This is a genomic window from Cellulomonas palmilytica, assembly GCF_021590045.1.
Taxonomy (GTDB): Bacteria; Actinomycetota; Actinomycetes; order Actinomycetales; family Cellulomonadaceae; genus Cellulomonas; species Cellulomonas palmilytica.
Map to the genome: position 1 here is coordinate 2928923 of NZ_CP062221.1, position 14982 is coordinate 2943904.

The window sequence follows — 14982 nt, forward strand, 5'->3', positions numbered from 1 at the left end:
GGCGCTCACGTGAGCACGGCGTCCGCCCGGTCCGGCACGACGAGCGCGCGCGTGCCGCTCGCGAGCAGCGCCGCCGTCGCCGCCGACGGCTCGACCCCCAGCTCGGCGTGCAGGAGCGCGCGGCACGCGGCGAACGCGCGTCGCGCCTCGGCCACGTTGCCTTCCGCGAGGTGCACCGCGATGACCGTGCGGTGCGCGCTCTCCCGCAGCGGGTCGGCGCGCAACGCGGTGAGCGCGAGGTCCACGGCCGCCGCGAACCGGTCCTGCTCCGCGAGCGCCCGCGCGACGGCCTCGAGCAGGTGCAGCCGCAGCTGGCGCACGCGCTCCCGGTCCTCCGCGACCCACTCGTCGTCCCAGTCGGGCAGCAGGTCCGCGTCCGCGAGCCGCGGCAGGTCCGCGACGTCGTCGGCGACCTCCCGCACCCGCAGCGCACGCTGCGTGACGTCCCGCACGTCCACCGACACCCCCGGCCCGAGCTCGAGCCAGCCGCGGTCCACGCGCAGCACGTGCGGCGCGACCGCGCCGACGCGCCACAGCGCGGTGCGCAGGTTCGCACCCGCGCGCCGGTCGGCCACCGCGGGCCACAGCGTGCCCGCCGCGCGGGCGCGCGGCACCGCACCGCGCAGGCACACGAGCGCGACGACGCGCCGGCAGGACGCCCCCAGCTCGACCGAACGCCCGGCCACCTGGAGCCGGAAGTCGCCCAGCAGCGTCACGCGCGCGCCGCGCTCCCTCGCGGGACCGTCCACGGTCCCCGCCGACTCCGTCTCCCCCGCACGGGATGACATCGCCCCTCGCCGCCCGTCACCGGCCGACCGGTGCGGGCCGGCCTCGCTCGCCCGACATCGTCGTCACCGCGCCCCTCCGCAGGTTCGACCGCCATGGTCGCCCTGAAGGAGCCCGCGGTCCCGCACGCAGATACGCCGGGCGCGACCGACCGGGGGCCGCGGCGCGCGCGTCAGCCGTAGAAGACGCGCTCGACGACCGCGCGCGCCCGGCGCGCCGTGCGCAGGTACGTCTCCTCGAGCTCCCCGCCCGAGCCGGGCGGCATGCCGATGACGCGCGCGAGCCCCGCGAGCGTGCGGTGGTCGTGCGGCAGGACGTCCGCGTGCGCGCCCTCCGTACGCCCGGTCCACAGCACGTTCGCGTCCCGCAGGCGCGACGCGAGCTCCCACGCCTGCACGAGCACCGGAAGGTCGTCCTGCTCGAGCAGGCCGGCCTCGTGCGCGGCCGCGAGCGCGTCGAGCGTGCTCGTCGTGCGCAGGCCCGGCACCGCGTGCGCGTGCTGCAGCTGGAGGAGCTGCGCGGTCCACTCGACGTCCGCGATCCCGCCGCGGCCGAGCTTGAGGTGCCGCGCCGGGTCCTGGCCGCGCGGCAGCCGCTCCGCCTCGACGCGGGCCTTGATGCGCCGCACCTCGCGGACCGTCGCCGCGTCCAGGCCGCCGTCCGGGTAGCGCAGCGGGTCGATGAGCGCGACGAACCGCTCGCCCAGCTCGTCGTCGCCCGCCACGGGGCGCGCGCGCAGCAGCGCCTGGCTCTCCCACGGCGACGACCAGCGGCCGTAGTACTCGACGTACGCGTCGAACGACCGCGCGAGCGGGCCGTTGCGACCCTCGGGGCGCAGGTCGGCGTCGACCGCCAGCGCCGGCTCGGTGCCCACCGCCCCGAGCAGCTGGCGCACGGCGGTCGCGACCGCGACCGCGAACTCCTGCGCCTCGCGCGCGTCCGCACCGGGCACCGGGTCGTGCACGAACAGCACGTCCGCGTCGGACGCGTAGCCCATCTCGCCGCCGCCGAGGCGGCCCATCGCGACGACGAGCATCCGCGTCGGGTCCTGCGCGAGCCCGCGCGCCTCGCGCACCTCCCACTGCGCCACGCGCAGCGCGCCGGAGAGGACCACGTCGGCCGCGACCGTCATGCTCTGCGCCGCCCGGGTGCCCGTGACCACGCCCAGCACGTCCGCGACGGCGGTGCGCGCGAGCTCGCGGCGGCGCAGCCCGCGCAGCAGCGTCACCGCCGGGACGGGCTCGTCCGCGCGCGTGAGCATCGCGTCCGCCTCCGCGGCCAGACGCGCACGCGTGCGCGGCTCGAGCTCGTCGTCGTCCGCGAGCCACGGCACCGACTCGGGCGAGCGCATGAGCGCGTCCGCGACGAACTTCGACGTCGACAGCGCGTGCGCGAGCCGCTGCGCGGCCGTGCCCGAGTCGCGCAGCAGCTTGAGGTACCAGTGCGTGCGACCCAGCGCGTCCGACAGCCGGCGGAACGCGAGCAGGCCGCCGTCCGGGTCCGGGCCGTCCGCGAACCAGCCGAGCATCACCGGCAGGAGCTGGCGCTGGATCGACGCGCGGCGCGAGACACCCTCGGTGAGGGCCGCGATGTGCCGGACCGCACCGCCCGGGTCGCGGTACCCGATCGCCGCGAGCCGGGCCTTCGCGGCGTCCGGCGCGAGGCTCGCCTCCTCGTCGGACAGGCGGGCCGTCGCGGGCAGCAGCGGGCGGTAGAACAGCTCCTCGTGCAGGTGCCGCACGTCGCGGCGCACCTGACGCCACCGCTCCAGCAGCCCCTCGGCGCCCTCGGCGCGCATCCCCACCGACCGCGCGAGCCGGCGCAGGTCCGCGTCCGCCGTGGGCAGCAGGTGCGTGCGCCGCAGCCGGTGCAGCTGGATGCGGTGCTCGAGCAGGCGCAGGAACCGGTAGCAGACCGCGAGCCGTGCCGCGTGGTCACGCCCCACGTACCCGGCGGCGGCGAGCGCGGCGAGCGCCGTGAGCGTGCTGCCCGAGCGGATCTCGTCGTCGGACCGCCCGTGCACGAGCTGCAGGAGCTGGACGGTGAACTCCACGTCACGCAGCCCGCCGCGGCCGAGCTTGAGCTGACGGTCCGCCTCCGCGGCCGGGATGTTCTCCTCGACGCGGCGGCGCATGCGCTGCGAGTCCTCGACGAAGTGCTCGCGCTGGACCGCCGCCCACACGAACGGCTGCGCCATCTCGACGTACGCGCGCCCGAGCTCACGGTCGCCCGCGAGCGGGCGCGCCTTGAGCAGCGCCTGGAACTCCCACGTCTTGGCCCAGCGCTCGTAGTAGGCCCGGTGGCTCGCGAGCGTGCGGACCAGCGGGCCGTCCTTGCCCTCGGGGCGCAGCGCCGCGTCCACCGGCCACAGCGCGGGCTCGCCCGACGGCGTCGCGCACGCGCGTGCGAGACCCGACGCCAGCCGCGTGCCCGTGGCCAGCGCGTCCGCCTCGCTCACGCCCGCCGCCTCGTCGGGCTCGCACACGTAGACCACGTCGACGTCGGAGACGTAGTTGAGCTCGCGGCCACCGGCCTTGCCCATGCCGATCACCGCGAGCCGCACGCCCGCGCCGTGGTCGGGCAGGTCCGCGCGCGCGAGCGCGAGCGCCGCCTCGAGCGCCGCCGACGCGAGGTCCGCGAGCGCCGCCGCCACCCCGGGCATGCGGTTCAGCGGGTCGACGACCGTGAGGTCGGTGGCGGCGATCCGCAGCAGGCGCGTGCGGTACGCGCGGCGCATCGCGTCCACGCCCTCGGTCCCGACGAGCGTCGCGACCGGCACCGCCGCCTGCGGGTCCGCCCCCACGGCCTCGAGCAGCTCCGCGCGGACCTGCGCGACCGGTACGCCCGTGCCGGGCGTCGTGTCGGCCAGCACCCGCAGGTTCCCGGGGTGTGCGCCGAGCGTGTCGCCGAGCGCGACCGAGGCCCCGAGGACCGCGAGCAGCCGCTGCCGCCGCTCGTCGTCGTGCGTGAGGACGTCGCCCAGCAGTGCGCGCAGGTCCGCGTCCTGACGGACCGCACCCGCGAGCTTCGCGAGCGCGAGGAGCGTCGCGTCCGGGTCGGCGACGTCCGCGAGCGGTCCGACGAGCACGTCGGCGGCGTCCGGGACGACCTCGAGCAGCGCGGCGTCCTCGAGCAGGCGCTGCGCGCGCGGGACGTCGTCGACCCCGGCCCGCGTGAGCCGGCCCGCCAGCGACGTGCCGCGCTCGCTCCGCTCGCTCATCGCGCTCACAGGACGGGCAGGAACCGCTTCAGCTCGTAGGGCGTCACCTGCGAGCGGTACTCCTCCCACTCCTGGCGCTTGTTGCGCAGGAAGAAGTCGAAGACGTGCTCACCCAGGGTCTCGGCGACCAGCTCGGAGCGCTCCATGACCTCGATCGCGGCGTCGAGCGACTGCGGCAGCGGCTCGATGCCCAGCGCCCGGCGCTCGGCGTCGGTGAGCTCCCACACGTCGTCCTCGGCGCCGTCGGGCATCTCGTAGCCCTCCTCGATGCCCTTGAGACCGGCCGCGAGCAGCACCGCGAACGCGAGGTACGGGTTGGTCGCCGAGTCCACCGCGCGGTACTCGACGCGCGCCGAGTTGCCCTTGCCCGGCTTGTACATGGGGATGCGCACGAGAGCGGAGCGGTTGTTGTGGCCCCAGCAGATGTAGCTCGGCGCCTCGGAGCCGCCCCACAGGCGCTTGTAGGAGTTCACGAACTGGTTGGTCACCGCCGTGATCTCCGCCGCGTGCCGGAGCAGGCCGGCGATGAAGCTGCGCGCGACCTTCGACTGCTCGAGGTGCGCACCCGGCTCGTGGAACGCGTTGCGGTCGCCCTCGAACAGCGACAGGTGCGTGTGCATGCCGGAGCCCGGCTTGTCGGCCAGGGGCTTGGGCATGAAGCTCGCGAACACGCCCTGCTCGAGCGCGACCTCCTTGACCACCTGGCGGAACGTCATGATGTTGTCAGCGGTCGTCAGCGCGTCCGCGTACCGCAGGTCGATCTCGTTCTGGCCCGGCCCCGCCTCGTGGTGCGAGAACTCGACCGAGATGCCCATGGACTCGAGCATCGTGATCGCCGCGCGCCGGAAGTCGTGCGCGGTGCCGCGCGGGACGTGGTCGAAGTAGCCGCCCTGGTCGACCGGGACCAGCGGCTGCGTCGGGTCGGCCGGCGCGTCGAACAGGTAGAACTCGACCTCGGGGTGCGTGTAGAACGTGAACCCCTTGTCGCTGGCCCGGCTCAGCGCACGCTTGAGCACGTTGCGCGAGTCCGCGAGGCTGGGCTCGCCGTCGGGCGTCAGCAGGTCGCAGAACATGCGCGCGGTCCCGTGCCGCTCGCCGCGCCACGGCAGCACCTGGAACGTCGACGGGTCGGGCCGCGCGATCATGTCGGCCTCGTACACGCGCGTCAGGCCCTCGATCGCGCTCCCGTCGAACCCGATGCCCTCGGTGAAGGCGGCCTCGAGCTCGGCCGGCGCGACCGCCACCGACTTCAGGATGCCGAGAACGTCGGTGAACCAGAGGCGGATGAAGCGGATGTCCCGCTCCTCGACCGTGCGGAGCACGAACTCCTGCTGCCTGTCCATGGCGCATATCCTGCCCGATCCGCGGCCCGCCGCCGCCCCCATCCCACCCACCGGCGCGCCCCACCCCTCCGAGCCCGCACCTCACCCGACCTCGAGCGCGCACGTCCCGGCGCGAGCGCGCCCGCCGTGCGTGCGCAGTGGGGCGGGAACGTGCGCGGTCGGCGGGGATCGGGGTGGTGCTGGGTAGGGTCGGGGGGTGAGTCGAGTGAGGATCGCTGCAGCGCAGGTCGACACGTGCGTCGGGGACCTCGAGGGGAACGCGCGCCTCGTCCTGGAGTGGACCCGCCGTGCGGCGGACGCGGGTGCCGACCTCGTCGTCTTCCCGGAGATGACGCTGACGGGCTACCCCATCGAGGACCTCGCGCTGCGGGCGTCGTTCCGGCGCGCGGCGGCCGCGACGCTCGACCGGCTCGCCCAGGACCTCGTCGCCGCCGGCCTGGGACAGGTCGCGGTGCTCGTCGGGTCCGTGGGCGAGCGCACCACCGCGGGCGTCCAGCGGCCGACGAACGACGCGGTGCTGCTGCGCGCCGGCCGGGTCGAGTCCCGGTACTCCAAGCACCACCTGCCGAACTACGGCGTGTTCGACGAGTTCCGGATCTTCACCTCGGGCGACGACATCTGCGTGGTCGAGGTGGCCGGTCGTCGCCTGGGCGTCGTGATCTGCGAGGACATCTGGCAGGACGGCGGCCCGGTGTCGCAGATGGACGCGAACGACGTCGCCGCGCTCGTCGTGCTCAACGGCTCCCCGTTCGAGGAGGGCAAGGGGCACGTCCGCACCGAGCTCGCGGCACGCCGCGCGGCCGAGGTCGACGCGCCCGTCGTCTACGTCAACCTCGTCGGCGGGCAGGACGACCTGGTGTTCGACGGCGGGTCGTTCGTCGTGGACCGTGACGGCACGACGCTCGCGACCGCCCCGCAGTTCGTCGAGCACCTGCTGGTGTGGGACCTCGCCGACGAGGGCGAGCCGTCGCTGCCCGGCCCGCAGGTGCCGCCGCTCGGCGCGGACGAGGAGACGTACCGCGCGGTCGTGCTCGGCCTCGCGGGCTACGTGCGCAAGAACGGCTTCCGGTCGGTCGTGCTCGGGGTCTCGGGTGGGATCGACTCGGCGCTCACGGCGGTGATCGCGGCGGACGCGATCGGCGGCGAGAACGTCGTGGGCGTCTCGATGCCGTCGTCGTTCTCCTCGCAGCACTCGAAGGACGACGCGGCGGACCTCGCCGAGCGCATCGGCGCGGACTACCGCGTGCAGCCCATCGCGCCCATGGTCGACGCGTTCCAGGACCAGCTCGCGCTCGAGGGGGTCGCCGAGGAGAACCTGCAGGCGCGCGTGCGCGGCGTGGTCCTCATGGCGATCTCGAACCGTGAGGGGCACCTGGTCATCGCGCCGGGCAACAAGTCCGAGCTCGCGACCGGCTACGCGACCATCTACGACGCGGGCAGCATCGGCGGGTTCGCACCGCTCAAGGACGTCGACAAGTCCCGCGTGTGGGCGCTCGCCCGCTGGCGCAACGACCACGCGGTCGACCGCGGCGAGATCCCGCCGATCCCGGAGTCCTCGATCACCAAGCCGCCGAGCGCCGAGCTGCGCCCCGGCCAGACCGACCAGGACTCGCTGCCGCCGTACGACCTGCTCGACGAGGTGCTCGACGCGTACGTCGAGCACGCCGAGGGCCGGGCGGAGCTGCTCGCGCGCGGGTACGACGAGGCCGTCGTCGACCGGGTGCTGCAGCTCGTGGACCGCGCGGAGTGGAAGCGGCGCCAGTACCCGCTCGGCCCGAAGGTCACGGCGCTCGCGTTCGGCCGTGACCGCCGCCTCCCGGTGACCTCGCGGTGGCGCGAGCCCTGACCGGCCGGGCCGTCGACCGGGTGGTCGACCGGGCGACCACCGGGTACGACAAGCACGCGACAGCCGCGAGGACACCACGACTCAGCACGACGACCCAGCACGACGACCCAGCACGACGACGCACCACCCCCGACCCCCACGTCCGCGGGACGTACGAAACGGAGCGACGATGAGCGAGACCAGCAAGCGCGTGCGGGTGCACCACCTGCGGGCCGCGAAGGAGCGCGGTGAGCGGCTCACGATGCTCACGGCGTACGACGCGGTCACGGCGCGGATCTTCGACGAGGCCGGCGTCGACATGCTGCTCGTCGGCGACTCGATCGGGAACACGATGCACGGGCACGCCACGACGCTGCCGGTCACGGTCGAGGACATGATCCCGCCGGCGCGCGCGGTCGCGGGCGCGGCCAAGCGCGCGTTCGTCGTCGTCGACCTCCCGTTCGGCTCGTACGAGTCGGGGCCGCAGCAGGCGCTCGAGACCGCTGTCCGGGTCATGAAGGCGACCGGCGCGGACGCGGTCAAGTTCGAGGGCGGGAAGCGATCGGCCGCGCAGATCCGCGCGATCACGACGGCGGGCATCCCGGTCGTCGGCCACCTGGGCTACACGCCGCAGTCCGAGAACCTGCTGGGCGGCCCGCGCGTCCAGGGCCGCGGTGACGTGGCCGCCGAGGAGCTGTCCGAGGACGCGCTCGCGGTCGCGGACGCCGGTGCGGTCGCCGTGGTCCTCGAGATGGTCCCGGCGCCCGTCGCGGCGCGCATCACGGAGATCGTCGCGATCCCGACGATCGGCATCGGCGCGGGCGCGGAGTGCGACGGCCAGGTGCTGGTCTGGGTCGACATGGCGGGCATGGGCGACTGGTCGCCGCGGTTCGCCAAGCGGTTCGGCGAGGTGGGTGCTGCGCTGCGCGCGGCGGCGACGGCGTACGTCGACGAGGTCCGCTCGGGCGCGTTCCCCGACGCGGCGCACAGCTTCGAGAAGTGACGGGACGGGCCGCCCGCGGACGTGCGCGGGCGGCCCGGTCCGGTCATCCGCGCGTCAGCGCTCGGCCTCGTCCTGCGCGTCCCACGCGGCCGTCCGGGCGCGCGCCTGCTCGAGCGCGTGCTGCGCCGCCTCGCGCGTGGGGTACGGGCCCATGACCTTGCTCCAGTCGCTGCGCTGACCCTCCTCGACCTGCCCGGTCGCGGTGTTGTACCAGTACTGCTTCGCGTCGTCGCTCACGCCGGCTCCTTCCTCGTCCCTGCACGTCGGGCCGCACGTCGGGGGGCTCGTCGTCGTGCCCGGTCCGTAGACTGCCAGGCATGTCGCCCGTCCGCTCCGCGCTCGTCCCGGGCACGATCAGCCCGCGTCGTGCCGTCCCCTCCACCATCGCCCGCCCCGAGTACGTGGACAAGCCGGCACCGACGCCGTACCACGGGCCCGACGTGCTGGACGACGAGACGGTCGCGCGGATCCGGGTCGCGGCGCGCCTCGCGGCGCAGGCGCTCGCCGAGGTCGGCGCGCACGTGCGGCCGGGCGTGACGACCGACGAGCTCGACCGCATCGGTCACGAGTTCCTGCTCGACCACGGTGCGTACCCGTCGACGCTCGGCTACCGGGGCTTCCCGAAGTCCCTGTGCACGAGCCTCAACGAGGTCATCTGCCACGGCATCCCGGACTCGACGGTCGTGCGGGACGGCGACATCGTGAACGTCGACATCACCGCGTACATCGGCGGCGTGCACGGCGACAACAACGCGACGTTCCTCGCGGGCGACGTCGACGAGGAGTCACGCCTGCTGGTCGAGCGCACGCGGGAGTCGCTCGAGCGCGCGATCAAGGCGGTCAAGCCGGGGCGCGAGATCAACGTCATCGGTCGCGTGATCGAGAAGTACGCAGCACGATTCGGGTACGGCGTGGTGCGCGACTACACGGGGCACGGCGTGGGAACGGCGTTCCACACGGGCCTCGTGGTCCCGCACTACGACTCGGCACCGCAGTACGACACGGTCATCGAGCCCGGCATGGTGTTCACCATCGAGCCCATGCTCAACCTCGGCACGCCGGACTGGGTGATGTGGGACGACGACTGGACGGTCCTGACGGCCGACGGCCGCCGCTCCGCGCAGTTCGAGCACACCTTGCTGGTCACGGACGACGGAGCGGAGATCCTGACACTGCCATGAGCAAGCGAGCGTTCGGCATCGACATCGGCGGCAGCGGCATCAAGGGCGCCCCCGTGGACCTCAAAAAGGGGGCGTTCGCCGACGACCGGCTGCGCATCCCCACCCCGCAGCCGGCGACGCCGGACGCGGTCGCACGGACGGTCGGCGAGATCGTCGACTCGTTCGACCTGGGCAAGGACGTGCCGATCGGCGTGACGTTCCCCGCGGTGATGCTGCACGGCGTCGCGCAGTCCGCCGCGAACGTCGACGACTCGTGGATCGGCACGAACGCCCAGAAGCTGTTCGCGGAGGCGACGGGCCGGCACGTGGTCGCGGTCAACGACGCGGACGCCGCGGGCTACGCCGAGGCGCGCTACGGCGCGGCGAAGGGCGTGGACGGTGTGGTGCTCGTCGTGACGCTCGGTACGGGCATCGGCTCGGCGCTCGTCGTCGACGGTCACCTGGTGCCGAACACCGAGCTGGGGCACCTGGAGATCGACGGGCACGACGCGGAGTCGCGCGCGTCCGACGCGGCGCGGGACCGCGAGGACCTCGACTTCCCGCAGTGGGCGCAGCGGCTGCAGCGCTACTTCACGGTGGTGGAGAACCTGTTCTGGCCGGACCTCATCGTGGTCGGCGGCGGCGTGAGCAAGCACCACGAGAAGTTCCTGCCACTGCTGGACCTGCGCACGCGCATCGTCCCGGCGGAGCTGCGCAACGCCGCGGGCATCGTGGGGGCGGCGGCGCTCGCCGCGGCCGCAGAGAAGGACTGACCCCGCTGGGCTCGGCAGGGCCGCGTCTCGTCGAGGTCGCGCCGGGCGTGCTCGTCGCGACGAGCGCGGTCTACGCGACCACGACGAGCGTGCTCGTCGGGTCCGGCGGCGCATGCCTGGTGGTCGACCCGGGCGTGACGGCCGACGAGGTCGCGGCGCTGGGCGCGGCCGTGTCGGCACACGCGTGGCGCACGGTCGCCGTGTGGTCGACGCACCCGCACTGGGACCACCGCCTGGACGGGCCGGCGTTCGCGGGTGTCCCGCGCTGGGCCGTCGGCCGCGACGACGAGCACAGCGGCGACGAGGCCGCGGCGCTCGCCGCCGCGCGGGACGCCGACGACGAGCTCGCGCGCGTCCTGCGTTCCCGGCCGGGCGACGCCCCGGCCCAACTGGCTCCGACGCCCTCGCCCGCACCGTTCCTGCCCGCTCCGCCCGACGCGCCGCCCGGCTGGCGTGCGCTCGACACGGCCGCGATCGGCTGGGCCGGACCGCGCGTGCTGGTCCTCGCGCACCGCGCGCACGCCCCGGGGCACGGCGCGCTGCTGCTCCCGGACGCGGGCGTGCTCGTCGCGGGCGACATGCTGAGCGACGTCGAGGTCCCGCTGCTCGACGAGGACGCGGAGGACCCGCTGGGCGACTACGCCGCGGCCCTCGACGCGCTCGCCGCGTCGGGCGCGGACCTCGTCGTCCCCGGCCACGGCTCTCCCGGCCCGCTGGACGCGCGCGTCGCGGCCGACCGTGCGTACGTCGCGGGGCTCACGGAGCCGGCCCCCACGTGCTCGCCCGACCCCCGCCTGTCGTCGTCGTGGCAACGCGACGTCGACGCCCGGCAGCGTCGGCTGGTGCGCCCCTGACCTGCCCGGTCCCCACCCGGAACCTCCACACGGACCGGCCTCGCGGCCGGCGCACGCCGTGGTGAGGTGGTCGCGTGCTGCTCCCCCGGCGCATCGTCGCCCCGCTGGCCCACGCCCGGTCCGCGGTGGAGCGCGGCTTCACCGCGGTGGAGCAGCGCATCGACGCCGCGGCGCACCGGCGGCTCGCCCGGCTGCCGGCGGACGGTCCGCGCGCGTGGTCCGTCGCGCTCGTCGTGTTCACGCTCAAGCAGACGTGGGCGTGCCTGTTCGGCGGCCTGCTGCTCGCGGTGATCCTCGCGACGCGCCTGTGGTACCCGGACGACGTGCCGCTCGCGCGCAACGACTTCCTGACGCTCGCGGCGCTCGCGCTGCAGGTGGGCATGCTCGCCACGCGCCTGGAGACGGTCGCGGAGCTGCGCGTGGTCGGCGTCTTCCACGTCGTCGGGACGGCGATGGAGCTGTTCAAGACCGACGTCGGCTCGTGGTCGTACGCCGCGGACGGCGTGCTGCGGCTCGGCGCGGTGCCGCTGTTCTCGGGGTTCATGTACGGCGCGGTCGGCTCGTACCTGGTGCGCGTCATGCGCATCTTCGACCTGCGTTTCGCGCGTTACCCGCGCCGCTGGGTCACGGCGCTCGTCGCGGCCGCGATCTACGCCAACTTCTTCACGCACCACTGGTGGTGGGACGCGCGCTGGGCGCTGGTGGCCGCGGTCGTGGCGGTCTGGGCACGCTGCGTGATGCACGTGCGCGTCCTGACGCGCGTCGTGCGCATGCCTGTGCTGGTGGCGTTCGGCCTGGTCTCAGCGGTGATCTGGGTCGCGGAGAACCTGGCGACGTTCGCGGGCGCGTGGCTGTACCCGGCGCAGGCCGCGGGCTGGCACCTGGTCTCGCCGCACAAGCTCGTCGCGTGGTTCCTGCTGCTGGTGATCTCGGTCGTGCTCGTGACGTGGGTGCACGTCCCGCGCGCGCCGGACGGCTCGGGGACCGCCGGCGCGGCGCGGGACGAGGTGCGGCGTCAGGGACGGCGACGACGCACGGACAGCACCGCGACGACGGCGACGGCCGCGACCAGGGCGAACAGCGCTCCGACGACGAACGCCGCGGGGCCACCGCCGCGCGGGCCCGGGTCGATGGTCGGCAGCGCCGACGGGGTCGGGGACGGCGCGACGGTCTGATCCGCGCTCGGGCTGGGCGCGGCCGTCGTCGGTGCCTCGGTGGGCGTCGGGGCGGGCGCCCCGCCGCTGTCCGCCGCGACGAACGCGAACGTCCCGTCGACGGGGTGGCCGTCGGCGGAGGTGACGCGCCACTGCACGGTGTAGCGGCCCGCGGGCAGCTCCCCGGACAGCGCCTGCGTCACGGTCGCGTCGACGAGCTGCGGCTCGCCGTCCGCGACGTCACGGCCGTCGGGCGCGAGGACGACGACGCGAGTCCCCATCGCCAGCGCGGGCGACGAGAACGTCAGCGTGACCGCGTCGGGTGCCATCGGGAGCGTCGCGCCGTCGGGCGGGTCGGTCGACAGCAGTGTGTCGTGCGCGGAGCTCGCGGTCGCTCCCCCGACGAGCAGCAGACCGGTCGCGACGAGGCCCACGAGGGCACGCAGGGTGCGCACGTCACTCCTTCCCGACGGGTGCCGACCGACGACCGGTCACGGCGACGACCACCGCGACGATACCCAGCGCGAGCCCGGTGGCGCCCAGGGCGCGTGCGACGCCGTCACCCGTGGACGTCTTTGCGGGCACAGCCGCCGCCGACACGTCGGAGGCGTCGTCCGCACCGCCCTCGTCCGCGTGCTCGTCCTGACCCGCGGTCACGACGAAGGAGGGCGCCGGGTGCTCCGGCGCGTCGTCGCCCTCGGCGACCTCGTCCCAGCTCACGACCGTGCCGTCCGAGTAGGTCTGGTCCGCGGGGAGCACGACGAGCGCGCCGATCTCCTCCGGGAGCGGGCCGGCGGAGATCGCGAACTCCTGGAACTGGCCTGCGGCGACGCCGGTGCCGTCCTCGGCCTCCCACGTCACACGGACCGGCGCCTGCGTGACCGTCGTGCCGTGCAGGTCGACGGGCTCGGGCAGGTCGCCCTTCTCGACGGTCGCGGTCCAGCCGGGCACGGGCTTCGTGGACACGGACAGCAGCGGCGTGTCCGTGGGCAGCTCGACCGAGACGGCGACGGTCGTCGCGGTGGTGGACTCGTTCGGCACGCGGAACGTCAGGGCCGCCCACGCGCCCGCGGCGGTGGTGTCGGGCAGCACGCGTACGTGCGCGGAGGCGGCGGTGGGCAGGCCGACGACGAGCGCGCCGCCCACGAGGACGGCGGCGGTGAGGGCGGTGACGCCGCGCCGGAGGGCGGTGCGTCGAGCGGTCCGGGGCGCGTCAGGGCGCGCGGTGGTACGGCGGAGGAGGTGCATGGGACGAGGGGTCCTTCACGAGCGGGCCGCGGTGCGGCGGGGTCGGTGCGGCGCACCGGGGCCGCGCGCGGTCGGCGCGTCAGGTCCTCGGTGTGCCGGTGGGCGGGAACGCCACCCCCGGGGGGCCGCGCCGCGCGGGCGTCCCGCGCAGGTGCAGCGACGCGACCCGCAGGTCGGGCTCGTCGGCGGGCAGCATCCGCACCAGCACGGGTGCGACGAGCGCGGCCGGTGCACGGAACAACGGTGCGAGCACCGCGGCGACGTGCCGGACGCCTCGCTCGACACCCGCGACGACGAGCGCCGTGGCGAGCGTCGCGAGCACGTGCCACGCGAGCATCCCGGAGCCGCTGACGAGCGACCCACCGGCCGCGTCGACCCCGGCCGCGCACGCGTGCTGCAGGTGCGTACCCCCGTGGTGCGCGTGCGCACCGACGTCGACGACCGACGCCCCGCACGAGCCGACGACGGAGAACGCCCCGTGCAGCAGCAGCTGCCCGACACCGAGCACCGCGAGCGCGACCACACGCCCGACGGGCCGACCGCACACCAGCACGGTCACGGGCAGCGACAGCGCGACGAGCGCCACGACGAGGCCCGGCTGCGGGGCGAGTCCCCCGCCGAGCCCGTGCCCGACCGTGGCGAGCGCGACCACCAGGACCGACAGCGCCACCGCCCGCGCGAGACGCGCTGGTGCGGACGACGCCCTGGTCATGTCCCGAACGCTAGCCCGCGCACGGGACCAAGGTCCTCACCGTGAGGTGTGACGACGACCGCACCTCAACGGTTAGGCGGATGAGTCAGCCGGTACGCCGGGTTCTGTCCCCGTGCGCAGTCGCCCGCGCACGGGTGGCGGCCATCCATCTACGACGTACGTTGCCGCACGCCTCCAGCGACCTACCCGGGAGCTCGGGCGGGCCGCCCTCGAACGCTCCCTGTCTGGTCTTGCTCCGGGTGGGGTTTGCCGAGCCGCACCGGTCACCCGGTGCGCTGGTGGTCTCTTGCACCACCGTTTCACCCTTACCCCGTCAGAGCCGGCGAACCGGCTCGTCGTGGCGGTCTGTTCTCTGTGGCACTGTCCCGCGGGTCACCCCGGGTGGGCGTTACCCACCACCCTGCCCTGCGGAGCCCGGACGTTCCTCGGCGGTGCGGTCCGAGGACCTCACCGACGCGGCCGCCTGGCTGACTCATCCGCGCGACGAGTCTACGCACGTCCCGGGCGCGTGGAAGCATGGGCGCATGGGTTGGGTCGCCTGGGTCGTCGGCATCGCGGTGGTCGTCGCGTTGCTCGTCGTGGCCGACCGGCTGGTCGCGAGCGGGCGGCTCGACCGGTTCCTGGACCGCCCACGCCCGGTGCGCACGGACGTGGGGAGCACGGTCGGCGGGTTGTTCGACTCGCTGGGAGACCTGTTCCAGCCGAACCGGGAGCACCTGACCGCCGAGAAGGAGCGCCAGCGCCTCGACATCCACTACGCGGGTGACGACGCCCCGCCGTTCGACCTCGACTCCGGGACGGTCGTGCTGCGACCCGAGGCCCCGCGGTCGGGCGAGGACGACGCACATCACTCCGCGCCGCGCGCGGACTGAGCGAGGCCGCACGGCCGAGGCGGCCTACAGTC

13 protein-coding genes, 1 other RNA gene and 1 pseudogene are annotated in these 14982 nt (G+C 74.8%); 7 read left to right on the forward strand and 8 right to left on the reverse strand.

Annotated elements, in window-relative coordinates:
- Window positions 1-5: 5 nt before the first annotated feature.
- The 3 genes from F1D97_RS13200 to F1D97_RS13210 all read right to left on the reverse strand — a co-directional run bounded on the left by F1D97_RS13200 (window position 6) and on the right by F1D97_RS13210 (window position 5349).
- Entirely contained in the window at window positions 6-749 is a 744-nt protein-coding gene (locus tag F1D97_RS13200; protein ID WP_236120943.1) for an AfsR/SARP family transcriptional regulator, read from the reverse strand.
- Window positions 750-958: 209 nt separating this feature from the next.
- Window positions 959-4006 (reverse strand): bifunctional [glutamine synthetase] adenylyltransferase/[glutamine synthetase]-adenylyl-L-tyrosine phosphorylase, encoded by a 3048-nt coding sequence (locus tag F1D97_RS13205; protein ID WP_236120944.1) that lies wholly within the window; start codon window positions 4004-4006, stop codon window positions 959-961.
- 5 nt (window positions 4007-4011) lie between these two features.
- The gene (locus F1D97_RS13210; protein WP_236120945.1) at window positions 4012-5349 is read right to left on the reverse strand and encodes a glutamine synthetase family protein; all 1338 of its coding nucleotides are present in this window, start codon (window positions 5347-5349) and stop codon (window positions 4012-4014) included.
- 196 nt (window positions 5350-5545) lie between these two features.
- Here F1D97_RS13210 and F1D97_RS13215 point away from each other — a divergent pair, with 196 nt between their 5' ends.
- Both F1D97_RS13215 and panB read left to right on the forward strand, forming a co-directional pair.
- Window positions 5546-7195: an NAD+ synthase gene (locus tag F1D97_RS13215; protein WP_236120946.1), complete on the forward strand. Its 1650-nt coding sequence runs from the start codon at window positions 5546-5548 to the stop codon at window positions 7193-7195.
- Between the two features lie 169 nt (window positions 7196-7364).
- On the forward strand, window positions 7365-8177 hold the full coding sequence (gene panB, locus F1D97_RS13220; RefSeq protein WP_236120948.1) for a 3-methyl-2-oxobutanoate hydroxymethyltransferase: 813 nt from the start codon (window positions 7365-7367) through the stop codon (window positions 8175-8177).
- A gap of 54 nt (window positions 8178-8231) precedes the next feature.
- On the opposite strand, the gene F1D97_RS13225 is transcribed toward panB, so the two are convergent.
- On the reverse strand, window positions 8232-8414 hold the full coding sequence (locus F1D97_RS13225) for an SPOR domain-containing protein (protein ID WP_236120950.1): 183 nt from the start codon (window positions 8412-8414) through the stop codon (window positions 8232-8234).
- 80 nt (window positions 8415-8494) lie between these two features.
- On the opposite strand from F1D97_RS13225, the gene map reads away from it, so the two are divergent.
- The 4 genes from map (at window position 8495) to F1D97_RS13245 (ending at window position 12139) form a co-directional block, all read left to right on the forward strand.
- Window positions 8495-9358 carry a type I methionyl aminopeptidase gene (map, locus tag F1D97_RS13230; RefSeq protein ID WP_236120951.1) on the forward strand — a complete coding sequence of 288 codons (864 nt, stop codon included), beginning with the start codon at window positions 8495-8497 and terminating at the stop codon, window positions 9356-9358.
- Window positions 9355-10110 (forward strand): polyphosphate--glucose phosphotransferase, encoded by a 756-nt coding sequence (gene ppgK, locus F1D97_RS13235; RefSeq protein WP_236120953.1) that lies wholly within the window; start codon window positions 9355-9357, stop codon window positions 10108-10110. The genes map and ppgK overlap by 4 nt, the downstream gene beginning before the upstream one ends.
- 47 nt (window positions 10111-10157) lie before the next feature.
- The gene (locus tag F1D97_RS13240; protein ID WP_236120955.1) at window positions 10158-10964 is read left to right on the forward strand and encodes an MBL fold metallo-hydrolase; all 807 of its coding nucleotides are present in this window, start codon (window positions 10158-10160) and stop codon (window positions 10962-10964) included.
- A gap of 74 nt (window positions 10965-11038) precedes the next feature.
- Window positions 11039-12139, forward strand: coding sequence for a DUF817 domain-containing protein (locus F1D97_RS13245; RefSeq protein ID WP_236120956.1), 1101 nt, complete (start codon window positions 11039-11041; stop codon window positions 12137-12139).
- Between the two features lie 140 nt (window positions 12140-12279).
- On the opposite strand, the pseudogene F1D97_RS13250 reads toward F1D97_RS13245, so the two are convergent.
- The 4 genes and pseudogenes from F1D97_RS13250 to rnpB all read right to left on the reverse strand — a co-directional run.
- Window positions 12280-12447: pseudogene (locus F1D97_RS13250) on the reverse strand (copper resistance protein CopC); the annotation flags it as partial.
- 127 nt (window positions 12448-12574) lie between these two features.
- On the reverse strand, window positions 12575-13366 hold the full coding sequence (locus tag F1D97_RS13255; RefSeq protein ID WP_236120958.1) for a YcnI family copper-binding membrane protein: 792 nt from the start codon (window positions 13364-13366) through the stop codon (window positions 12575-12577).
- 79 nt (window positions 13367-13445) lie between these two features.
- Window positions 13446-14078 (reverse strand): hypothetical protein, encoded by a 633-nt coding sequence (locus tag F1D97_RS13260; RefSeq protein WP_236120959.1) that lies wholly within the window; start codon window positions 14076-14078, stop codon window positions 13446-13448.
- Window positions 14079-14155: 77 nt separating this feature from the next.
- Window positions 14156-14553, reverse strand: an RNA gene (gene rnpB, locus F1D97_RS13265) — RNase P RNA component class A.
- A 49-nt stretch (window positions 14554-14602) separates the two neighbouring features.
- Between rnpB and F1D97_RS13270 the strand changes: the two genes are divergently transcribed.
- A complete protein-coding gene (locus tag F1D97_RS13270) occupies window positions 14603-14950 on the forward strand; it encodes a DUF6191 domain-containing protein (protein ID WP_236120960.1) in 348 nt (115 codons plus the stop codon).
- Window positions 14951-14982 lie beyond the last annotated feature (32 nt).

Bases quoted from the DNA above. Each gene is read 5' to 3' on its own strand.
- F1D97_RS13255 (WP_236120958.1), bottom strand. From the start codon at position 13,366: ATGCACCTCCTCCGCCGTACCACCGCGCGCCCTGACGCGCCCCGGACC.
- map (WP_236120951.1), top strand. From the start codon at position 8,495: ATGTCGCCCGTCCGCTCCGCGCTCGTCCCGGGCACGATCAGCCCGCGT.
- F1D97_RS13210 (WP_236120945.1), bottom strand. From the start codon at position 5,349: ATGGACAGGCAGCAGGAGTTCGTGCTCCGCACGGTCGAGGAGCGGGAC.
- ppgK (WP_236120953.1), top strand. From the start codon at position 9,355: ATGAGCAAGCGAGCGTTCGGCATCGACATCGGCGGCAGCGGCATCAAG.
- panB (WP_236120948.1), top strand. From the start codon at position 7,365: ATGAGCGAGACCAGCAAGCGCGTGCGGGTGCACCACCTGCGGGCCGCG.
- F1D97_RS13260 (WP_236120959.1), bottom strand. From the start codon at position 14,078: ATGACCAGGGCGTCGTCCGCACCAGCGCGTCTCGCGCGGGCGGTGGCG.
- F1D97_RS13205 (WP_236120944.1), bottom strand. From the start codon at position 4,006: ATGAGCGAGCGGAGCGAGCGCGGCACGTCGCTGGCGGGCCGGCTCACG.
- F1D97_RS13270 (WP_236120960.1), top strand. From the start codon at position 14,603: ATGGGTTGGGTCGCCTGGGTCGTCGGCATCGCGGTGGTCGTCGCGTTG.